An 18,203-nucleotide genomic window follows, 5' to 3' on the forward strand; every position below is an offset into this window, starting at 1 on the left:
GCCCGCTCAGAGGTACGCGTCGAGCAGGGCGAGCACGGCGGCCGGGTCCTCGACGTGCGCGTTGTGGCCCAGACCGGGCAGGGTGGCGACCGGCGCGCCCAGCTCCTTGAGCTGCTCGTCGCTCACCATCGGGTCCTGCTCGCCGCGGGCCAGCAGCACCGGCACGCCGGTGGCGGCCAGCAGGGCGGGCAACCGGGGCTCGCCGACCGCGAACGCGGCCGGGTCCATCGCCAGCCGCCAGCGGCCGTCCACCCGCCGCAGCCCCGCCTCCACCACCGGATGGTCCGGCGCGAACAGCCCGGCGAGCCCGGACACCCGCAGGTAGCGGCGGGCCGCCTCGTCGCGGGTGGCGAACCAGGTGACCGGCCGGGCGGCCAGCTCAGCCGCCTTCGCCAGCTCGGCCGGGGACCAGACCGCCTTGATGCCGAGCCCCACCACCGCGTCGACCGGAAGAGCCCGCTGCCGGGCCGCGAGCGCCAGCGCCACCACCCCGCCGAGCGAGTGCCCGAGCAGCACCAGCCGGTCGTCCGGACCCAGCCGGACCGGGCCGAGCCCGTCGGCCACGCGCTGGGCCAGGGCCTCGAACGAGTAGCCGTCGAGCGGCGGCGACCAGCCGTGGCCGGCCAGGTCGGGGGCGAGCCAGCGCCCGGGCCAGCGGCGCTCCAGCAGTGGCGCCCAGGGCAGCCACACCTCGCCGGTGGCGCCCATGCCGTGCAGGAGAATCAGGTGCCGGTTCCCCGTCGCATCGCCCATTGGCGCAGTCTGCCACCGCCCGCCCCGGACACGCGAGACCGAACCCCCGACCCGCCACCCACGCCGCCCGCCCTCACGCCGCCCGCCCTCACGCCGCCCGCCCCCACGCCGCTCGCCCCCGCCCCCGCGCGCCGCTCTCGCGCTCGCCCCGCGCTCGCCCCGCGCTCGCCCGCCCTCTCCCTCTCCCTCTCCCTCTCCCTCTCCCTCTCCCTCTCCCTCGCCCTCGCCCTCGCCCTCGCCCTCGCCCTCGCCCTCGCCCTCGCCCTCGCCCTCGCCCTCGCCCTCGCCCTCGCCCTCGCCCTCGCCCGTCGATCTTGCACTTCCCGCCCTCTCACCGTCGATCTTGGAGTTGTGGTGCCTCCCATAGCGGGTGAGCCGGGCATACCAGGCGCCACAAGTCCAAGATCGGCGCGCCGGGGCCGCGTGAGAGCCGCGCCAACGCCGCCTGAGGGGTGCGCCGAGGCCGCGTGAGAGCCGCGGCGGGGACGGGCGCGGCGCGGGCGGGACGGAGAAGGCCGGCACCCCCGGGAGGGGCGCCGGCCTTCGGTTGGTGCTGGTTGGTCAGGCGGAGTAGCCACGGCTGGCGATCCAGTGGGCCAGGTCGATGGTGGTGAGCCAGTACGACGGCAGCGACGGGTCGGCCGAGTCGGCGATCCGCACGGTCCGGCCGTCGTCCTTGTAACCGATCACCGCGACGTAGTGGCCGCCGGGGAACGAGTGCCAGCCGCCGTTGGTGTCGGTGGCGGTGCCGGCGACGTTCGCGACGACCGCCCGGCCGTTGCTGATCGCCTCGACCACGTCGGCCTGGAGCCGGTCCATCTGGGCCGGGCTGGCCGAGCCGGGAATCATCCGGGTCCGGTACGGGTTGCCCTTGACCTGCTGGTTGAGCACGCGCGTGGTGTCCTCGGCCGAGTTGGTGCCCATCTCGGTGGTGCCGAGGGGACCGGCCAGCGCGTCCTGACTGCGCTCGATGCCGGTGGCGCTGAGCGCGTTGCGCACGGCAGCCGGGCCGCAGTAGTAGTAGTTGATCTGCGCCTGGTAGTCGTAGTCGAGCGACTTGCTGGACGGCGGCTTCGGCGCGGCCTTGGTGACGTCCGGGTCCGGCGCGGCCTTCTTCGCCGACCGGGAGGCGCTGGGCGACGCGCTGGGCTCGGCGCTCGGCGAGGCCGGCGGGACGACGATGCGCGCCTCGCCCCGGCTGGCGGGCTCGCCGAGCCGTGCGTCGAGTTCGGCGACCGAGGCGGTGTTCTCCTGGCGGACCGGGGCGTCCTCACCGGCGGCGAGGGCGGTGCCGGCGCCGGCGGCCAGCACGAGCGCCGCGGCCGATCCGGCGATGATCTGGTACGGGCGTTCGGTGGCGATCCGGCGCAGCTGACGCTTCAGGTGGTGCTTCACGAAAATCCTCCACGGGGGGCGTGTCGGCACACGCCGGCCCGGCACGCGGGGTGTCCACACGTGCTGCAGGGCCGGATGGGCCGGGGGAACGGGTACGCCCGCGATGCCGGGCGCCCAGGGGCGGTGTGCCGGTCGCGTCAGGCGAGCGCGGGTACCGCGGAGCCGTGGAGGCGGGGGGACGATCGAGGGGTGGGCACGAGGATGGGACTCCTTCCGTGGCCGCCGACCGGGTTAGCTGACGGATTCGGGCGGGAAGTACGCCCTACCGCGGCAGTGGCCGCGGATTCACCCCGATGGTGCTCATGGTTCCCCGGTTCGTGATGACACGATTAGGCGGGTCGGCGCGGCGTCGCATTCTGCGATCGGTTACCGCACCGGACGCGCCGACACTACCGGCGGGTACTGCCCCTGCCAAGCGCTCCCACCTGCGTAAACGTGATCTTCGGTAACGGATTTCGGAACACCCGGTTACTCACTTCGCTCAATGGGACAAGCGGTGGTGATGTGACCTGGCGGCGGATAAGGGGACAGACGGCGAGCCGGCGACCGGCAATTGCGCGCTCCGCTGCCCTGTTCCGCGCCGGACGCCCGTTTCCACGCACCGGGTGGGCCGGGTCACCACATTCCCGGTAACAATTCGGTCGCCTCAGCCGACCCGGGCCGGACGCCAACGGGCGTTGCGGACGGCCGCGCCGACCGGCAGGGGCGTCGTCGCCGCGCCGCGGGACACCGTAGCGGGCCGCAACGCCAGGGTGGCCGCGTACGCCTCGGCGGCGAGCGCCCGGGCGGCCTCGGCGGCCAGTTCGGCGTCCCGCCAGGCCAGTCGCTCCCGCTCGGCGGCGCTCTCCCACCCGGCCCGGCGCCGGTCCCGGACGGTGCGGGCCAGCACGATCTCCTGCTCGGCGGGGTGCCGGCGCGGGTCCCACCCGTTGCGGCGCGCCAGCACGTCGGCGAGCTGGCGGGCGGACAGGTCGCCACGCCAGTGCGCCGTCATGGCGGCGTGGTGCAGCCAGCGCTCCCGGGCCGCGTACTCCGCCGGGGTTCGCGGGGTGCGCGGGGCGGCCAGCGCGGCGGCCCCGGCCAGGCGGCGCGCGGCGGTGTCCGCCTCGTCGTACGCGGTCCAGGCCCGTTCCGCCTCGTCCTGCGCGGCCAGCCACCGCTCCCGGCGGCGACGGGCCGTCTGGGCGGCGCCGGCGGCGGCGACCGCCACCTCGTCGGCGTACCGGACGAGGTCGTCGCGGCGCGCGGCGTCCGCGTCCACCGGCTCGGCGGCGGCCTCGGCGGCGCCGTCCCGCTCGGGCCGGGCCACCAGCACGGCGAGCAGGCCGAACGCGAGCAGCATCAGGAAGGACCAGATGGCGGCGGCCTCGGGGACCGCGGTGAGGAAGTGGTAGAGAACGGTCTGCGACATGGTCGGCACCTCACGGGAAGAACCTGGCGGGAGACTCCGCACGGCCGGGCGGGGCGCGGGTGCGCCGGGCCGTCGAGGGGCGGGTGCGGGATGACGTTCGGTGGGTGCGGTGACGGGCGAGCGCCCGTGGGCGGATCAGCGGGCGGGCGGGGCCCGCAGGCCGACCGGCGCGGTGATCCGGCCGGCCGGGACCGGCTGGGGGCCGGCCGGGAGCGTGTCGGTCGCCCGTGGGGCGGGCGCGCCGACGGGACGAGCCTGCCGTTCGGCGGCGCGGTCGTGTTCCGGTCGCTGGGCGGCGGCCGGCGTGCTCGCGTACGCCGGACCGGCGACCACGGCCGGGGCGGCCGGGGCGGCGCCGGCCGGCAGCGTGGCCGCGCCGAACGAGCAGGCGACGACCACGGCGAGACTGGCCAGCATCCGGGCGGTCCAGCGCGCCACCCACCAAATGGGGCAGGTGAGCGCGATCGGAAGCACGGGTACAAATTACCGCCGATCCCCCACTGACGCACCGTCGCACGGCGTGTCGCGGATCGACCGGCCGACCGGGGCGCGTGTCAGTCCGGGCGACGCCGCCCGGCGTACTCGATGTCCTCGGCCGGACCGCCGACGGACGGCGCGACGCCGTCGGAGGCCGGGGTTCCCGCACCCTCGGCGGGCCCGCGCGGAGCCGGCACGGCCGGTGCGCGCGACGCCGCGCGGGACCGGCGGGACGGACCGAGCAGGCGCATCATCGGCAGCTCCACCCAGCGGTGCAGCGCGGCGGCGAGCGCGAGCGTGAGCAGCAGGAAGCCGAGTACCGCGAGCGGCCCCTGCCAGCCGGGCAGGCCGGTGCCCCAGTCCCCGGTCAGCCGCAGCACGGTGACCATGACCAGCACGTGCACCAGGTAGAAGGCGAACGACACCTCACCGAGCCAGATCATCGGCCGGGACCGCCAGGGGGTGGGCCGGCCGCGCACGTCGGCGTCCGCCGCCGCGGCGATGACCAGCAGGTACGCCACGGCGAGCAGCGCCGCCCAGAACTCGGCCGGGATCCACAGCGCGGCGACCACCCAGGTGGTGACGAAGATGCCGGTGGCGACGGCGAGGTTCGGTCCGCGCCAGCGGTGGCGGCGCATCAGCTCGGCGGCGGCCACGCCCATCCAGAACTCCAGCGACCGGGTCACCGGGAAGATCTGGGTGAACCACCACCGCTGCTCCTCCGGGACCAGCTCCTGGCCCGGCCACAGCGCCAGGATGAGCAGCGGCGCCGCGACCAGCACGGCCCGGAGCACCCCGGTACGGGCCCGGCGCAGCCGCGGCACCACCAGCGGCAGGCACAGGTAGAAGGCCAGCTCGCAGGAGAGCGACCAGCTCACGTTGTTGACGCTGTAGAAGTAGCCGTTCAGCGGGATCCACGCCTGGACCAGGAAGAAGTTGCCGATCGCCGCCCACGGCAGGACCGGGTCGGCGAACCACGCCGCCACCGCCAGCGCCGCCACGAACGTCACCACGTGGTTGGGGTAGATCTTGGCGAGCCGGCGGCGCAGGAACGTCCACGCCCGCTCCCCGTCGCGGTACGACCAGACCAGCACGAACCCGCTGAGGATGAAGAAGAACTCGACGCCGGACAGGCCGAGGCTGAACGCCTTGTCCACCACGGTCTTGAGGTGCGGCTCGGCGACGATCCCCATGGTCCCGGCGTGGAAACCGAAGACCAGCAGCGCGGCGATCCACCGCAATCCGGTCAGCGACGGCAGCCGCGGGGCACGGGTGACGGTGGGCGCGCTGGTCATTCCGGGCACCCTACCCCGGAGTACCGGGACGTTCCCGGCGAGCCGACGGCCGATCGGTCCCCGCACGGCGGCGGATAGGATTTCCGTTCCTGCACGCGCGAGCGCCCGACCGGCGCCCGCGGCACGCCGTGCCGTACGGAAGGTGAGCGAACCGGATGCACCAGCGGATCCTGCTCCGCGCCCGCAAGGGCCCGTTCGACGTCCTCACGCCGGAGGAGACGTTCGCCGGCAACTGGATCGGGGACAACAGCGGAAACCTGGTCTTCAGCCACGCCGCGCACAAGCTGCTGGCCACCTCCACGGCGGAGATCACACCGACCCGCACCCCGGCCGATCCGCGCCTCGCCGACGAGATCAACGAGCGGTACGACGTGTTCGTCGTACCGCTGGCGAACGCCTTCCGCCGCAGCTTCATGCACCGCCTCACTCCGCTGACCCGGCTGATCGAACGGCTGAAGATCCCGGTGGTGGTGCTCGGCGTCGGCGTGCAGACCAACGTCGACGGCGACCGCGAGTACCTGCGGCCGATCGACGAGCCGGTGCGCGCGTTCTGCAAGGCAGTGCTGGACCGGTCGCACAGCATCGGCGTACGCGGCGAGGTGACCGAGAGCTACCTCAACACGCTGGGCTTTTCCGACGTGGAGCAGATCGGCTGCCCGTCGATGTTCCTGCACGGCGACACGTTCCCGCTGCAGAAGAAGCAGCCGGAGCTGACCGCCGAGTCGAAGGTGGCGCTCACCATCTCGCCGTACGTCCGCTCGATGGCCTCGGTGGTCCGCCACCACCACGAGCGCTACCCGAACCTGTGCTACGTGCCGCAGGACCTGCGGACCCTCGGCACCCTGCTCTACGGCGACGCGCCCGAGCACCGGGGCCAGAGCAGCGACATCCCGCTGCACACCTCGCACCCGCTGTTCGTCGAGGACAAGGTGCGCATGTTCGTCGACCCGTGGACCTGGATGTCACACCTGTCCGAGTACGACTTCGCGTTCGGCACCCGCATCCACGGCACCATCACCGCGCTGGCCGCCGGCACGCCCGGCTACCTGTTCGCGCACGACTCGCGCACCCTGGAACTGGCTCGCTACTTCGACATCCCGCACCGGATCATGCGCGACGTGCCGGCCGACGTCGACGCCGCCGACCTCTACGCGGAGGCCGACTACACAGCACTCACCGACGGCCACAAGGCCCGCTACGAGACCATCACCGCGTTCCTGCGCAAGCACGACCTCGGCATCTCGTTCGACGACGAGGAAAGCGCCGCCCGCTTCGACCGGCGGGTCGACGAGACGGTGTTCCCGCCGGCCGTCCGGCCCGCCGCCGCCACCCCGCCGGCCGAACTGCTGACCCGCATCGAGCGGCTGCGCGACGAGAACGCCAAGCTCACCGAGACCATCGACGCGCTGCGTTCGCAGCAGCTGCGCGAGCGGATCAAGCAGGCCGTCCCGGGCAAGGTCCGCCGGATGCTGCGGCGCTGATCGTCGTACGCATGTTCTAAACAGGGTACGATCGGCGGCGTGCCCGACGTCGCGTACCAGCCCTCGATGCTCGACCTCGCCGAGCAGGGCCCGACCCTGGGCCCGCTCGCCGGGGCGCTGCGCCGCCACGAGCTGAGCCGGGGCGCCTGGGTCGACCACCTGCCCGGCTGGGTGCGGGGCTCCGACGCGGTGCTCGACACGCTGCGCAACGACGTGCCGTGGCGGGCCGAGCGCCGCACCATGTACGACACCGAGGTCGACGTGCCCCGGCTGCTCTGCTGGTACGCCGCCGGCCGGCCGCTGCCGCACCCGGTGCTCACCGCGGCCCGCGACGCGCTCACCCGGCACTACGCGCCCGAGCTGGGCGAGCCGTTCGTCACCGCCGGCATGTGCCTCTACCGCGACGGGCGCGACAGCGTGGCCTGGCACGGCGACACCCTGGGCCGCTCCGCGCACATCGACACCATGGTGGCGATCGTCTCGTTCGGCTCCCCGCGCGCGCTGCTGCTGCGACCCCGCGGCGGAGGCGGCGGCAGCCTGCGGTTCCCGCTCGGCCACGGCGACCTCGTGGTGATGGGTGGCTCCTGCCAGCGCACCTGGGAACACGCGGTGCCGAAGACCACCCGCCCGGTCGGCCCCCGCGTCAGCGTCCAGTTCCGTCCCACCGGCGTCGCCTGAGCCCGGGCCGGGCCCACATCTGCGCTGGGCACGTGCTAGAAACAACTCCCAGGGTCGATCACGCCCCCGTCACCCGATGACGCGAAGGGCGACCGATGACCCAGTCCCCCACCTCCCGCTGGTCCCCGTGGACGCTGCACGGCGACGGCCGCCAGGTACGCCCCGGCGACGTGGTCCAGCCCGACGAACGGCTCTCCTGGCCGCGCACCGTCGGCGTGGGCGTACAGCACGTGGTCGCCATGTTCGGCGCCACCTTCACCGTCCCGCTGATCACCGGCTTCCCGCCCGCCACCACGCTGCTCTTCTCCGGGCTCGGCACGCTGCTGTTCCTGCTGATCACCGGCAACCGGCTGCCCTCGTACCTCGGCTCGTCGTTCGCGTTCATCGCGCCGGTGCTGGCGGCGAAGACCGACGGCGGCATCGGCGCGGCGCTCGGCGGCATCGTGGTCGCGGGCGTCGCGCTCGCGATCGTCGGCGTGGTCGTGCAGGTGGCCGGCTCCCGCTGGATCGACGCGCTGATGCCACCGGTGGTCACCGGCGCGATCGTCATGCTGATCGGCCTCAACCTCGCGCCGGTGGCCTGGGACGGCGGCGGCGCCGGCACCGGCGTCAAGGCGCAGCCGCTGATCGCCGTGGTCACCCTCGCCGCGATCCTGCTCACCACAGTGCTGTTCCGCGGCTTCGTGGCCCGGCTGTCGATCCTCGTCGGCGTGGTGGTCGGCTGGGTGCTCGCCGCGCTGACCGGCAACCTCGACCAGCAGGCCGTACGCGGGCTGCGGCAGGCCGCCTGGGTCGGCTTCCCCGAGTTCCACACGCCGAGCTTCGACGCGCGCGCCGTCGTGCTGGTCATCCCGGTGATCCTGGTGCTGATCGCGGAGAACGCCGGGCACGTCAAGGCGGTCGCCGCGATGACCGGCCGCAACCTGGACCGCGACATGGGCCGGGCGCTGCTCGGCGACGGCGTCGCCACGGTGCTGGCCGGCTCCGGGGGCGGTTCCGGCACCACCACGTACGCGGAGAACATCGGCGTGATGGCGGCGACGCGCGTCTACTCCACTGCCGCGTACTGGGTGGCCGGCGGCACGGCGATCCTGCTCGGGCTCTGCCCGAAGTTCGGCGCGCTGATCCTGACCGTGCCGGCGGGCGTGCTGGGCGGCGCCACCACCGCCTTGTACGGCCTGATCGCCATCCTCGGCGCCCGGATCTGGATCGAGAGCCGGGTCGACTTCCACGACCCGATCAACCTGTTCACCGCGGCTGTGGCGGTGATCGTCGGCGCTGCCAACTACACGCTGACCGCCGGTGACCTGTCGTTCAACGGCATCGCGTTGGGCACGGCGGCCGCCCTGATCATCTACCACGGCATGCGGCTGATCGCGCGGCTGCGCGGCACCACACCCGAGTCCCGCCAGTCCCCCGCCCCCGAACTCTGACCCCACCGCCCCTCGGACCCGCCAGGCCCCGCCCCGCCCCGCCCTGTTGATCATGAAGTTAGCGGCACAAATTGTCCGATTCGCGCCCGCTAACTTCATGATCAACGTGGCTCAGGGGGCGCGATCGTGCGGGCCCACGTGCGAGGGACACCAGAGGCCCGAACTGCAAGATCGCGCGGGTGCCCCAGCGGCGCGACGCTCTCGCCGCCAGGGCCAGCCCTCGCCCAACTGCGTCGATCATGAGGTTGACGGCATTCGGTGTCCGTTTTGTCGCCGCTAACCTCATGATCGACCGCGCAGGGCCGTGCGGGTCTGCCTAAACGCCCGGAATGTTCCCAGCAACCCAGGGCAGCCCTGCCCCCGGGGTGCCCTGGCGCAGTGATCAAGGAGTTTAGGTCCTGCGGAGGGCGCGAAAAGGCCGCTAACTCCTTGATCAACGCGCGATAGGAGGGTAGCCGGGAACACGAGCGCACGGATCCCGTCAGCAGCTCCGGGTGCCCGGTCCGCTGACGCGCTCGCCTCGGTGATCAAGGAGTTTAGGGTCTGAAGAGGGCGCGAGAAACTCCTTGATCAACGCGTCGGGGGCGGGCAGGCGGGAGGGGGCGGTCCACCGCCGCCCGCTCCCCATCTGGCTCGTCAGTCGCGGTCGATGTGGTGGCCTACCACCGTTGGGCCGAGCATCACGGCGAAGCCGGAGCCGTCGCGGCGCGGGTCGGCCGGGGGCAGGTCCACCGGGTCGCCGGTCGCGGTCGCGCCCACCGGACGCGGGCCGATCCAGGCCACCGACAGGTCCAGCTCACCCTTGAGGAACCGCTGCGCGCGCACGCCGGCGGTCGCCCTGCCCTTCGCCGGGTACGCCTTGAACGGCGTCACCTTCACAGTGGCGCCGGTCGACGTGACCACCATCGGCTCACCGTGCGCCGCGTCGTCGGTGCGGATCGCGCCGAAGAACACCGCCCGCGCCCCGGCGGGCAGGTTGATGCCGGCCATGCCGCCACCCTTGAGCCCCTGCGGGCGTACCACCGATGCGGCGAAGCGCAGCAGCGACGCCTCCGAGGAGACGAACGCCAGTGTCTCGGCGCCGTCGGTCAGCCAGGTCGCGCCGATCACGTCGTCGCCGTCACGCAACGAGATCACCTCGAACTCGTCGGAGCGGACCGGCCAGTCCGGCGCGCACACCTTGACCACGCCCGCCCGGGTACCGAGCGCCAGCCCGGGCGACCCCTGCGCGGACGGCCCCAGCGGGGCCAGCCCGACGACTGTCTCGCCCGGCTCCAGCGGCGCCAGTTCCGCCGCCGACATGCCGCCGCGCAGCGACACAGTGCCGGACTGCTCGGGCAGCACCGGCAACGGCAGCACGTCGATCTTGAAGGCGCGACCGGCGCTGGTCACCAGCAGCACCCGGCCCCGGGCGGTGGAGTGCACCACCGCGCGTACCGCGTCGTGCTTGACCCGGCCGCTGCGCCGGCGCGCCTCGGCGGCCTCCTCCGACTCGGCCGCGGTGCGCGCGACCAGCCCGGTGGCGGAGAGGATCACCTGGCACGGGTCGTCGGCGACCTCCAGCGGGCCGGCGGGCACCGAGGCGGCGAGCACCTCCTTGAGGTCACCGTCGACGAGCGTGGTGCGCCGCGGCGCGCCGAACTGCTTGACCACGGCGGCCAGCTCGTCGGAGACGACCTTCCGCAGCACCTTGGAGTCGTCCAGGATCTTCGACAGCTCGGCGATCTCGCCGCGCAGCTTCTCCTGCTCGGCCTCCAGCTCCAGCCGGTCGTACTTGGTCAGGCGGCGCAGCGGGGTGTCCAGGATGTAGGCGGCCTGGATCTCGGAGAGCTTGAACCGCCGCATCAGGCCGTCCTTGGCGGCCTGGGCGTCCTCGCTGGCCCGGATCAGCTTGACCACCCGGTCGATGTCGAGCAGGGCGATCAGCAGGCCGTCGACCAGGTGCAGGCGCTCCTCCCGCTTGCGCTTGCGGTACGCGCTGCGCCGGGTCACCACCTCGTAGCGGTGGGCCAGGAACACGTCGAGCAGCTCCTTGAGCCCGAGCGTGCGCGGCTGCCCGTCGACGAGCACCAGGTTGTTCACGCCGAAGGACTGCTCCAGCGGGGTGAGCCGGTAGAGGTCGGCCAGCAGGGCCTGCGGGTTCACCCCGACCTTGCACTCCACCACCAGGCGGGTGCCGTTCTCCCGGTCGGTGAGGTCCTTGACGTCGGCGATGCCGGTCAGCCGCTTGGTCTTGTTGACCTCGTTGGTGATGGCTGCGATGACCTTCTCGGCGCCGACGCCGTACGGCAGCTCGATCACGGTGATGGCCTGCCGGCCGCGGCTGCCCTCCAGCGGGCCGATCTCCACCCGCCCGCGCATGCGCACCACGCCGCGCCCGGTCTCGTACGCGCGGCGCACCTCGTCCAGGCCGAGCAGCAGCCCGCCGGTCGGCAGGTCGGGGCCGGGCACGAACTCCATGAGCTTGTCGAGTGTGGCGTCCGGGTGGTTGATCAGCCAGCGGGCGGCCTGGACCACCTCGCCGAGGTTGTGCGGGATCATGTTGGTGGCCATGCCGACCGCGATGCCTGATGCGCCGTTGACCAGCAGGTTCGGGAACGCCGCCGGCAGCACGGTGGGCTGGGTCAGCGAGCCGTCGTAGTTCGGCTCGAAATCTACGGTGTCCTCACCCAGCTCGCCGGTGAGCAGCATCGCCTCCCGGGACATCCGGGCCTCGGTGTTGTGGTTGACGAAGCCACCGGCCAGAAAGGAGTGGTCGGCGGATTCCACTCGAACGGAATAGACCTCCGCCGGCTCGTCGGGCGAGACCGCGACGACCTTCTCGTACCGATAGCCCGCATCCATCACGGGCAGGATCGTGGCAAGGACTTCGGTGTCCTTGATGCGGTCGATGATGCGGAGTCGTTCGGTTTCCCACCGCTCGACACGATCGAAGTTGTGGCTGGTGAGCCACTTGCGTCCGCTGCCCCGACGATCGAAGTCGATGCTGCTGCGCACGTAGTCGGCCACAAAGGGAACGTGGTCCTGGCTGGGTCGATGCGGGCGCAGCGGCGCATGCCGCAGCATCTTGGCCAGCACCGCCTGCTTGGTACGGAGGAAGCCGACACGAGTTGCGAAAGCCCTGATGTTTCGCGTCCCGGAAACCACCAAGCGGTGCTCCACCGAGCCACTGGGCCGGGTGTAGTGGCGCTGACAGGCGATCACGCCGAACTCCGCGAGCAGTTCTTGGACCTCCCGAGTCAGACGCTCGCTGTAGCTGGTGTACTGGATGGTGAAGTTGCTGTTGGCGACGCGGACTCCGCCGTCGCCTTCGAAGAGGGCCATCAGGAAGGCCCGCTTGATGCCCCACCCCCCTGCCCAGACGAACTCCGGCACGAACTTGTCCCTCGCCTGGTGGCCGATGAGCTCGGCGAGTGGACTCGCCCGGAAGGCTTCCATCCCGCCGGCGACGTCCTGGACGTCAAGTTCGTGTATGCGGCGACGGTCTCGGCGCGTGTGCCGGTCGCTGACGTAGCGTCGTCCACCCACGACCTGGTCGTAGGCATTCAGGACCTCGCCGAAGAAATGCTCATCGGTATTGCTGAATCCTGCCCGCGACTCGCTCGCGAAGCCTTCAGAGACCCAGGCGCCACCGAGCACGCCGAGCATGTATTCGCGAGCGGTGGGGACGACCTGGTTCCATGCGTTCCGCGCGATACAGACCACCGAGCCCGGCGTCACCTCGTCGAGCCGACGCCACTGGAAGACAGGGACGCCCATCGGAGCTTCGAGGCAGAGAACCAGATGATTCTCACTACCACGGAGGGAGAATCCGGTCTCAGTCGTGATCCGGAGCGTCGGGTGGACGCCCGAGTTGAAGACCTTGTTGACGCGAACCGCTTTGCCGTCCTTGTCGAGGACTTCGAAATCGGCCTCCACCTCGCTGTTCGGCGGCAGGTCGACCACATCACCGATCCGTGGGCTTCTACCATCCGCCAGGCGGATCCGGGTGTCACCCACGACGCAGTAGCGCGCCGCTGCCGGTCCGTCGTCCGGGCTGCCGAAGTTGCCGTGCCCGTCGATGAGCGGGACGTTGAGCGAGAAGTCCTGGGCCAGCCGCACCATCGCGTCGTAGATCGCGGTGTCGCCGTGCGGGTGGTACTTGCCCATCACGTCGCCGACGATGCGGGCGCTCTTGACGTGGCCGCGGTCCGGCCGGTGGCCCTGCTCGTGCATCGACCAGAGGATGCGCCGGTGCACCGGCTTGAGCCCGTCGCGCGCGTCGGGCAGGGCGCGGGAGTGGATGACCGAGAACGCGTACTCCAGGTAGGAGTCCGAGACCTCGGTGACCAGCGGGTTGTCGAAGACCCGGGCGCCGGCCTGGTCGAAGGCGGCCAGATCCGCCTTCGCGCGGTCGTCCTTGCGGCGTGCCATGGTGCGGTTTCCTTCCGAAACGAACCCGGTGGTCAGGCGTCGATGGCGTCGCGGTCGACCCGGTCGGCGGAGTCGATCAGCCAGTTGCGGCGGGGTTCGACCTTCTCCCCCATGAGCAGTTCGAGGATCCGCTCGGCGGCGTCGACGTCGTCGAGCGTGATGCGGCGGACCGCCCGGGTGGCCGGGTTCATGGTGGTCTCCCACAGCTCGTCGGCGTCCATCTCGCCGAGACCCTTGAAGCGCGGGATCGGCGTGACGATCTGCTTGCCGGCCTTCTCCAGCTTGCGGACCGTGGCCTCCATCTCGGCCTGGGTGTAGGTGTAGACGGTCTGCGGGTTGCGCCCCTTCGTGGTGATCTTGTGCAGGGGCGGCATCGCCGCGTAGAGCCGCCCGGCCTCGATCAGCGGCCGCATGTACCGGGCGAACAGCGTGATCAGCAGCGTACGGATGTGCGCGCCGTCGACGTCCGCGTCGGCCATGATGAGCACCCGGCCGTACCGCAGCGCGGACAGGTCGAACGTGCGGCCCGAGCCGGCGCCGAGCACCTGCACGATCGCCGCGCACTCGGCGTTGTCCAGCACCTGCTGGAGGTTCGCCTTCTGCACGTTGAGGATCTTGCCGCGGATCGGCAGCAGCGCCTGGTATTCCGAGGAGCGGGCCATCCGGCTCGTGCCGAGGGCGCTGTCGCCCTCCACGATGAACAGCTCGCTGCGCTCCACGCCGGTGGCCCGGCAGTCGACCAGCTTGGCCGGCATGGCCGCGCCCTCCAGCGCGGTCTTGCGGCGGGCGGCGTCCTTCTGCTGCTTCTGGGTCAGGCGGACCCGGGCGGCGTCGACGATCTTCTGGAGCACCGTACGGGCCTCGGCCTTGGTGCGACGGTCGTCCAGCCAGCTCTTGAGGTGCGCCTCGACCAGGCCCTGGAGCACCTTGGTGATGCCGGCGGTGGACAGCTCGTCCTTGGTCTGCGAGGTGAACTGCGGCTCCGGGATGCGCACGTGCACCACGGCTGTCATGCCCTCCAGGACGTCGTCCAGGGTGGGCGCGTCCTCCTTGGGCTTGAGCAGGCCGCGGGTGTTGCGGGCGGCGTCGGCGAGGGTACGCGCCAGCGCCCGCTCGAAGCCCTTGCGGTGGGTGCCGCCGTGGGCGTTGCGGATGGTGTTGGTGAAGCACTCGACGGTGCGCTCGTAGCCGGTGCCCCAGCGCAACGCCACCTCGACCTCGGCGCGGCGCTGCACGTTGGACTGCATGACGCCGTTGGCGTCGGCGGCGTTCTCCCGGTAGGTGCCCTCGCCGGTGACCAGCAGCGTGCCGGAGACCGGCCGGTCGCCGGCCGGGGCGAGGTATTCCACCATGTCGGTCAGGCCGTCGGGGAAGTGGAAGCGTTCCTCGACGGCCTCCTCGCCGGTCTCGTCGCGCAGCCGGTAGGCCACGCCGGGCACGAGGAAGGCGGTGTTACGCAGCTTGAGCCGGACCGCCTCGGTGTCGAGCGCGGCGCCGGTCTCGAAGTAGCGGGGGTCGTGCCACCAGCGGATCGAGGTGCCGGTGCGCTGGCCGCGCTTCATGGCGCCGACGATCTGGAGGCCGGGGCCGGGGGTGAACGCCGCGTCGGGGCCGTCTCCGTCGAAGACGCCCGGTACGCCGTGGCGGAACGACATGGCGTGGATCTTGCCGCCGCGCCGGACGGTGACGTCGAAGCGGCGGGACAGGGCGTTGACCGCGGAGGCGCCGACGCCGTGCAGGCCGCCGGAGGTCTTGTAGCCGGAGCCGCCGAACTTGCCGCCCGCGTGCAGGCGGGTGAGCACCAGCTCGACGCCGGAGATGCCGGACTTGGCGTGCACGTCGGTGGGGATGCCCCGGCCGTCGTCGTCGACCTGGACCGAGCCGTCGGCGTGCAGGATCACGTCGACCTTGGTGGCATGACCCGCGACACCCTCGTCGGTCGAGTTGTCGAGGATCTCGTTGACGAGGTGACCCACGCCACGGCTGTCGGTCGAGCCGATGTACATGCCGGGGCGCTTGCGGACGGCGTCGAGGCCCTCCAGGTGCGTCAGGTCGTCGGCCCCGTAGAGGGTCTCAGGCTGTGCGGTCAACTGGTCGTACTCCCAGGTCTCGGCGGTGTGGTGCCGTTCACCGTGTGACTCCCCCACGATGATCGCCGGGCGCGGCGCGCCGGAGCGAGCCTAGCCGGATGCCCTGACAGGTCGGCGGTACCGGGGCGGTGCGTTGCGCGACGGACCTCGCGTCCGGGTCCGCGCCGCCGCCGCGTACGGCGGCCGGGCGGGGCGGACGGGGCGTCCAGGCGGCACAACGACCCGTGAGCCGGATGTCTTCCCCGACGAAGGTTCCCCGATGTCGGGGCATTGACGTCCGTCACACGCACGTGATCTGATCGCCACCCCAAAGAATCTTTCACGTTTCGATGTCGAGGGAGGTCGGGCATGTCCGTGTTCCGTCGTTCCGTGCTCGCGGCGGCGCTGGCGCTCGCCACTGTGGCGTTGTCCGCCGCGGCGGCGCCCGCCCGGCCGGCCGCCGCCGCGCTGCCCACCGCCGCGGTGGCGCTGGGTGACAGCTTCATCAGTGGTGAGGGCGCCGGGGCGTACGCGCCGGTGGTGGACGTCAACGGGGTGGCCCAGGGCTTCCCCGGGTGGTCCGCCGCCAACGCCAACGCCTACTTCTGCCACCGCTCGCCCAACGCCTCGCTGTTCCAGGCCGACCTGCCGGGCATCTCCGCGCGGTTCAACCTGGCCTGCTCGGGCGGGCAGCCGTACGACATCGCCGGCGCCTCGGCCAGCCGGGCCAAGGGACGGCAGGTGGCCGCCCAGCTCGACCAGCTCCGGTCGGTGGCGCGGACCCACGACATCGACCTGGTGCTGGTCGGCCTCGGCTCCAACAACAGCTCGTTCACCTTCGGCAGCGTCGCGGAGAAGTGCGCCAACCGGTTCATCGCCGACGCCTGGACCGGCTGGTGGGAGTTCTGGGCGTACCTGGGCGGGCCGGTGGAGCAGAAGCCGTGCACGGACGCCGACCTCGGCACGGCCGCGCAGTTCGCCGCCGCCACCGCGGAGACCACCACGGCGCTGCGGCAACTGCTCACCACGCTGGACGAGATCGACGCCGACGGCCGGCACCGGGTGGTGTTCCAGGACTACACCAACCCGCTGCCGCCAGAGCTGGACCAGAGCTACTGGACCGAGGACAGCCGGGACGACACCCGGGACAAGTTCCGCGCGCTCGGCGCCGAGCGGTACGCGGCCGGCTGCCCGATCCACCGGGCCAGCCTGGCGCCCGGGCACCGTTTCTCACAGGGGCTCGGCACGCTGGTCAGTTCGGTGCGGAGCACGCTCGCCGGTGAGTTCCCGCAGGACGACCTGGTCTATCTGAACGTGCAGCGCGCGTTCGACGGGGCCCGGCTCTGCGAGTCGACGGGCAGCCCGGGCAACGCGCTGGCCACGCCGATCCGGCTGATGGACGGCCCGACCGGCACGTTCGTCACCAGCCTCTCCGGGTACGACAAGCTCGACATCCAGCGGATCGCCAACGCCTGCGGCACGTACTTCCAGACCTGCCAGGAGTCGTGGCACCCGAACGCCGCCGGGCACAAGGTGCTCGGCCGGTGCCTGGCCGGGGCGGCCGCGACCGGCGCCCGTGCCGTCTCCTGCGTCCGCGCCACGGACGGCACGGTGCGGGTGAGCTGAGAAGCGTCGGCCGGCGTCCCGCGGCGCGGGGCGCCGGCCGGCGTCAGGCCCGGATCGCGGTGCCGAGCACGTGCGGCGACGCCGGGGCCGGGAGCCCGGTCGGCGGGAAGCGGAACCGGTCCAGCCGCGTCACCGTGAACCCGGCCGCCCCGATCGCCGCCACCGTGTCCCGGGCGGTGTGGCAGCCGGCGCAGAACAGCGGCCAGAGCGTGGCGTCGGCGAGGCGCTGGACCCGGCGCAGGCCCGGCGTCTGCGCCACCACGTGTTCGTAGAAGCGCAGCTCGCCGCCGGGGCGCAGCACCCGACGCGCCTCGCGCAGCGCCACCGCCTGGTCCGGCACCGAGCAGAGCACCAGCGACAGCACCACCGCGTCGGCGGCGCCGTCGGCGACCGGCAGCTGCTCGGCCAGTCCGGCGGCGACGGTCACCGGCACCGGTGCGCCGGGAGCGGCGGCGCGGGCCAGCGCGCGCAGGAGCGGTTCCGGCTCGACGGCGAGCACTCCGGTCACGCCCGCCGGGTAGTGCGTCAGGTTGCGCCCGTTGCCGGCGCCGACCTCGACCACCCGGCCGCGCAGCCCGGCGACCAGGCGGACGCGGTGCCCGGCCATGCCGGCCTCGTCCATGGCGACGCTGGCGCGGGCGAAGAGCCGGGCGAAGACCGGATGGGAGACGGCCATCAGCGACCGGCCGGTGGGGCGCCGAGGCTGAGCAGGAGCGGGCCGGCGGATCCGTCCACCAGGTCGCCGAGGCGTACCCCGTCGAGCACGGCGAGGAAGGCGGCCTGCGCGCGGCGCAGCTCACCGCGCAGCCGGCACTCGGCGATCAGCGGGCAGACCGGCTGCGCGCAGTTGACCACCTCGCCGTCGCCCTCGAAGGCACTGACCACCTGGCCGACGGTGAGGTCACCGGCGTGTTCGGCGAAGGCGACGCCGCCGGAGCGGCCCCGGATGGTCACCAGGACGCCGATGCGTTGCAGCCGCTGCACCACCTTGGCGACGTGGCTGCGGGGCAGCGCGAGCCGGGTGGCGAGTTCGTCGACTGTGGCCCGGACCGGGGACGCGGCGGTGAGCATGGCGATCCGCAACGCCATGTCGGTCGACCGGTTGAGCCTCACGCACCGACCCTAGCCATTCGGCGTCGTCAGCGACACAAGCAGATTCACGGTGACCCATG

12 protein-coding genes, 3 pseudogenes and 1 riboswitch are annotated in these 18,203 nt (G+C 72.5%); of the genes and pseudogenes, 4 read left to right on the forward strand and 11 right to left on the reverse strand.

Annotation, left to right across the window (positions count from 1 at the left end; genetic code table 11):
- Positions 1 to 6: 6 nt before the first annotated feature.
- The 5 genes from ACSDG8_RS07040 to ACSDG8_RS07060 form a co-directional block, all read right to left on the reverse strand.
- A complete protein-coding gene (locus ACSDG8_RS07040; RefSeq protein ID WP_210895001.1) occupies positions 7 to 753 on the reverse strand; it encodes an alpha/beta fold hydrolase in 747 nt (248 codons plus the stop codon).
- Between the two features lie 561 nt (positions 754 to 1,314).
- Positions 1,315 to 2,148: a C39 family peptidase gene (locus ACSDG8_RS07045; RefSeq protein ID WP_210899380.1), complete on the reverse strand. Its 834-nt coding sequence runs from the start codon at positions 2,146 to 2,148 to the stop codon at positions 1,315 to 1,317.
- A gap of 205 nt (positions 2,149 to 2,353) precedes the next feature.
- A riboswitch (cyclic di-AMP (ydaO/yuaA leader) is annotated at positions 2,354 to 2,494 on the reverse strand.
- Positions 2,495 to 2,794: 300 nt separating this feature from the next.
- On the reverse strand, positions 2,795 to 3,559 hold the full coding sequence (locus tag ACSDG8_RS07050) for a hypothetical protein (protein WP_210899382.1): 765 nt from the start codon (positions 3,557 to 3,559) through the stop codon (positions 2,795 to 2,797).
- A gap of 135 nt (positions 3,560 to 3,694) precedes the next feature.
- Positions 3,695 to 4,033 carry a hypothetical protein gene (locus ACSDG8_RS07055; RefSeq protein ID WP_210899383.1) on the reverse strand — a complete coding sequence of 113 codons (339 nt, stop codon included), beginning with the start codon at positions 4,031 to 4,033 and terminating at the stop codon, positions 3,695 to 3,697.
- Positions 4,034 to 4,113: 80 nt separating this feature from the next.
- Positions 4,114 to 5,331, reverse strand: coding sequence for an acyltransferase family protein (locus tag ACSDG8_RS07060; protein WP_210899385.1), 1,218 nt, complete (start codon positions 5,329 to 5,331; stop codon positions 4,114 to 4,116).
- Between the two features lie 155 nt (positions 5,332 to 5,486).
- On the opposite strand from ACSDG8_RS07060, the gene ACSDG8_RS07065 reads away from it, so the two are divergent.
- The 3 genes from ACSDG8_RS07065 to ACSDG8_RS07075 all read left to right on the forward strand — a co-directional run bounded on the left by ACSDG8_RS07065 (position 5,487) and on the right by ACSDG8_RS07075 (position 8,923).
- Positions 5,487 to 6,812, forward strand: coding sequence for a polysaccharide pyruvyl transferase family protein (locus ACSDG8_RS07065; RefSeq protein WP_210899386.1), 1,326 nt, complete (start codon positions 5,487 to 5,489; stop codon positions 6,810 to 6,812).
- Between the two features lie 66 nt (positions 6,813 to 6,878).
- The gene (locus ACSDG8_RS07070) at positions 6,879 to 7,490 is read left to right on the forward strand and encodes an alpha-ketoglutarate-dependent dioxygenase AlkB (RefSeq protein ID WP_210899479.1); all 612 of its coding nucleotides are present in this window, start codon (positions 6,879 to 6,881) and stop codon (positions 7,488 to 7,490) included.
- A 95-nt stretch (positions 7,491 to 7,585) separates the two neighbouring features.
- Positions 7,586 to 8,923 carry a uracil-xanthine permease family protein gene (locus ACSDG8_RS07075; RefSeq protein ID WP_210899389.1) on the forward strand — a complete coding sequence of 446 codons (1,338 nt, stop codon included), beginning with the start codon at positions 7,586 to 7,588 and terminating at the stop codon, positions 8,921 to 8,923.
- 636 nt (positions 8,924 to 9,559) lie between these two features.
- On the opposite strand, the pseudogene ACSDG8_RS07080 reads toward ACSDG8_RS07075, so the two are convergent.
- From ACSDG8_RS07080 to ACSDG8_RS07095, 4 genes and pseudogenes are all read right to left on the reverse strand, one after another.
- Positions 9,560 to 11,641, reverse strand: a pseudogene (locus tag ACSDG8_RS07080) (DNA gyrase subunit A); the annotation flags it as partial.
- Positions 11,642 to 12,082: 441 nt separating this feature from the next.
- Positions 12,083 to 12,868: pseudogene (locus tag ACSDG8_RS07085) on the reverse strand (LAGLIDADG family homing endonuclease); the annotation flags it as partial.
- Positions 12,848 to 13,336, reverse strand: a pseudogene (locus tag ACSDG8_RS07090) (DNA gyrase subunit A); the annotation flags it as partial. The pseudogenes ACSDG8_RS07090 and ACSDG8_RS07085, both read right to left, overlap by 21 nt.
- 32 nt (positions 13,337 to 13,368) lie before the next feature.
- Complete coding sequence (locus ACSDG8_RS07095) at positions 13,369 to 15,426, reverse strand: DNA topoisomerase IV subunit B (RefSeq protein WP_247679594.1); 2,058 nt, start codon at positions 15,424 to 15,426, stop codon at positions 13,369 to 13,371.
- A 348-nt stretch (positions 15,427 to 15,774) separates the two neighbouring features.
- Between ACSDG8_RS07095 and ACSDG8_RS07100 the strand changes: the two genes are divergently transcribed.
- Positions 15,775 to 17,031: a hypothetical protein gene (locus ACSDG8_RS07100; RefSeq protein ID WP_210899394.1), complete on the forward strand. Its 1,257-nt coding sequence runs from the start codon at positions 15,775 to 15,777 to the stop codon at positions 17,029 to 17,031.
- A gap of 43 nt (positions 17,032 to 17,074) precedes the next feature.
- Here the strand turns inward: ACSDG8_RS07100 and ACSDG8_RS07105 are convergent, their stop codons facing one another.
- Together ACSDG8_RS07105 and ACSDG8_RS07110 are read right to left on the reverse strand one after the other, a co-directional pair.
- Complete coding sequence (locus ACSDG8_RS07105) at positions 17,075 to 17,707, reverse strand: class I SAM-dependent methyltransferase (protein ID WP_210899397.1); 633 nt, start codon at positions 17,705 to 17,707, stop codon at positions 17,075 to 17,077.
- Positions 17,707 to 18,144: an RrF2 family transcriptional regulator gene (locus tag ACSDG8_RS07110; protein WP_210899399.1), complete on the reverse strand. Its 438-nt coding sequence runs from the start codon at positions 18,142 to 18,144 to the stop codon at positions 17,707 to 17,709. Before ACSDG8_RS07110 ends, ACSDG8_RS07105 begins: the two co-directional genes overlap by 1 nt.
- Between the last annotated feature and the right edge of the window lie 59 nt (positions 18,145 to 18,203).

Origin of the sequence: Micromonospora sp. LA-10, assembly GCF_051853095.1 — a bacterium.
Taxonomy (GTDB): Bacteria; Actinomycetota; Actinomycetes; order Mycobacteriales; family Micromonosporaceae; genus Micromonospora; species Micromonospora echinospora_A.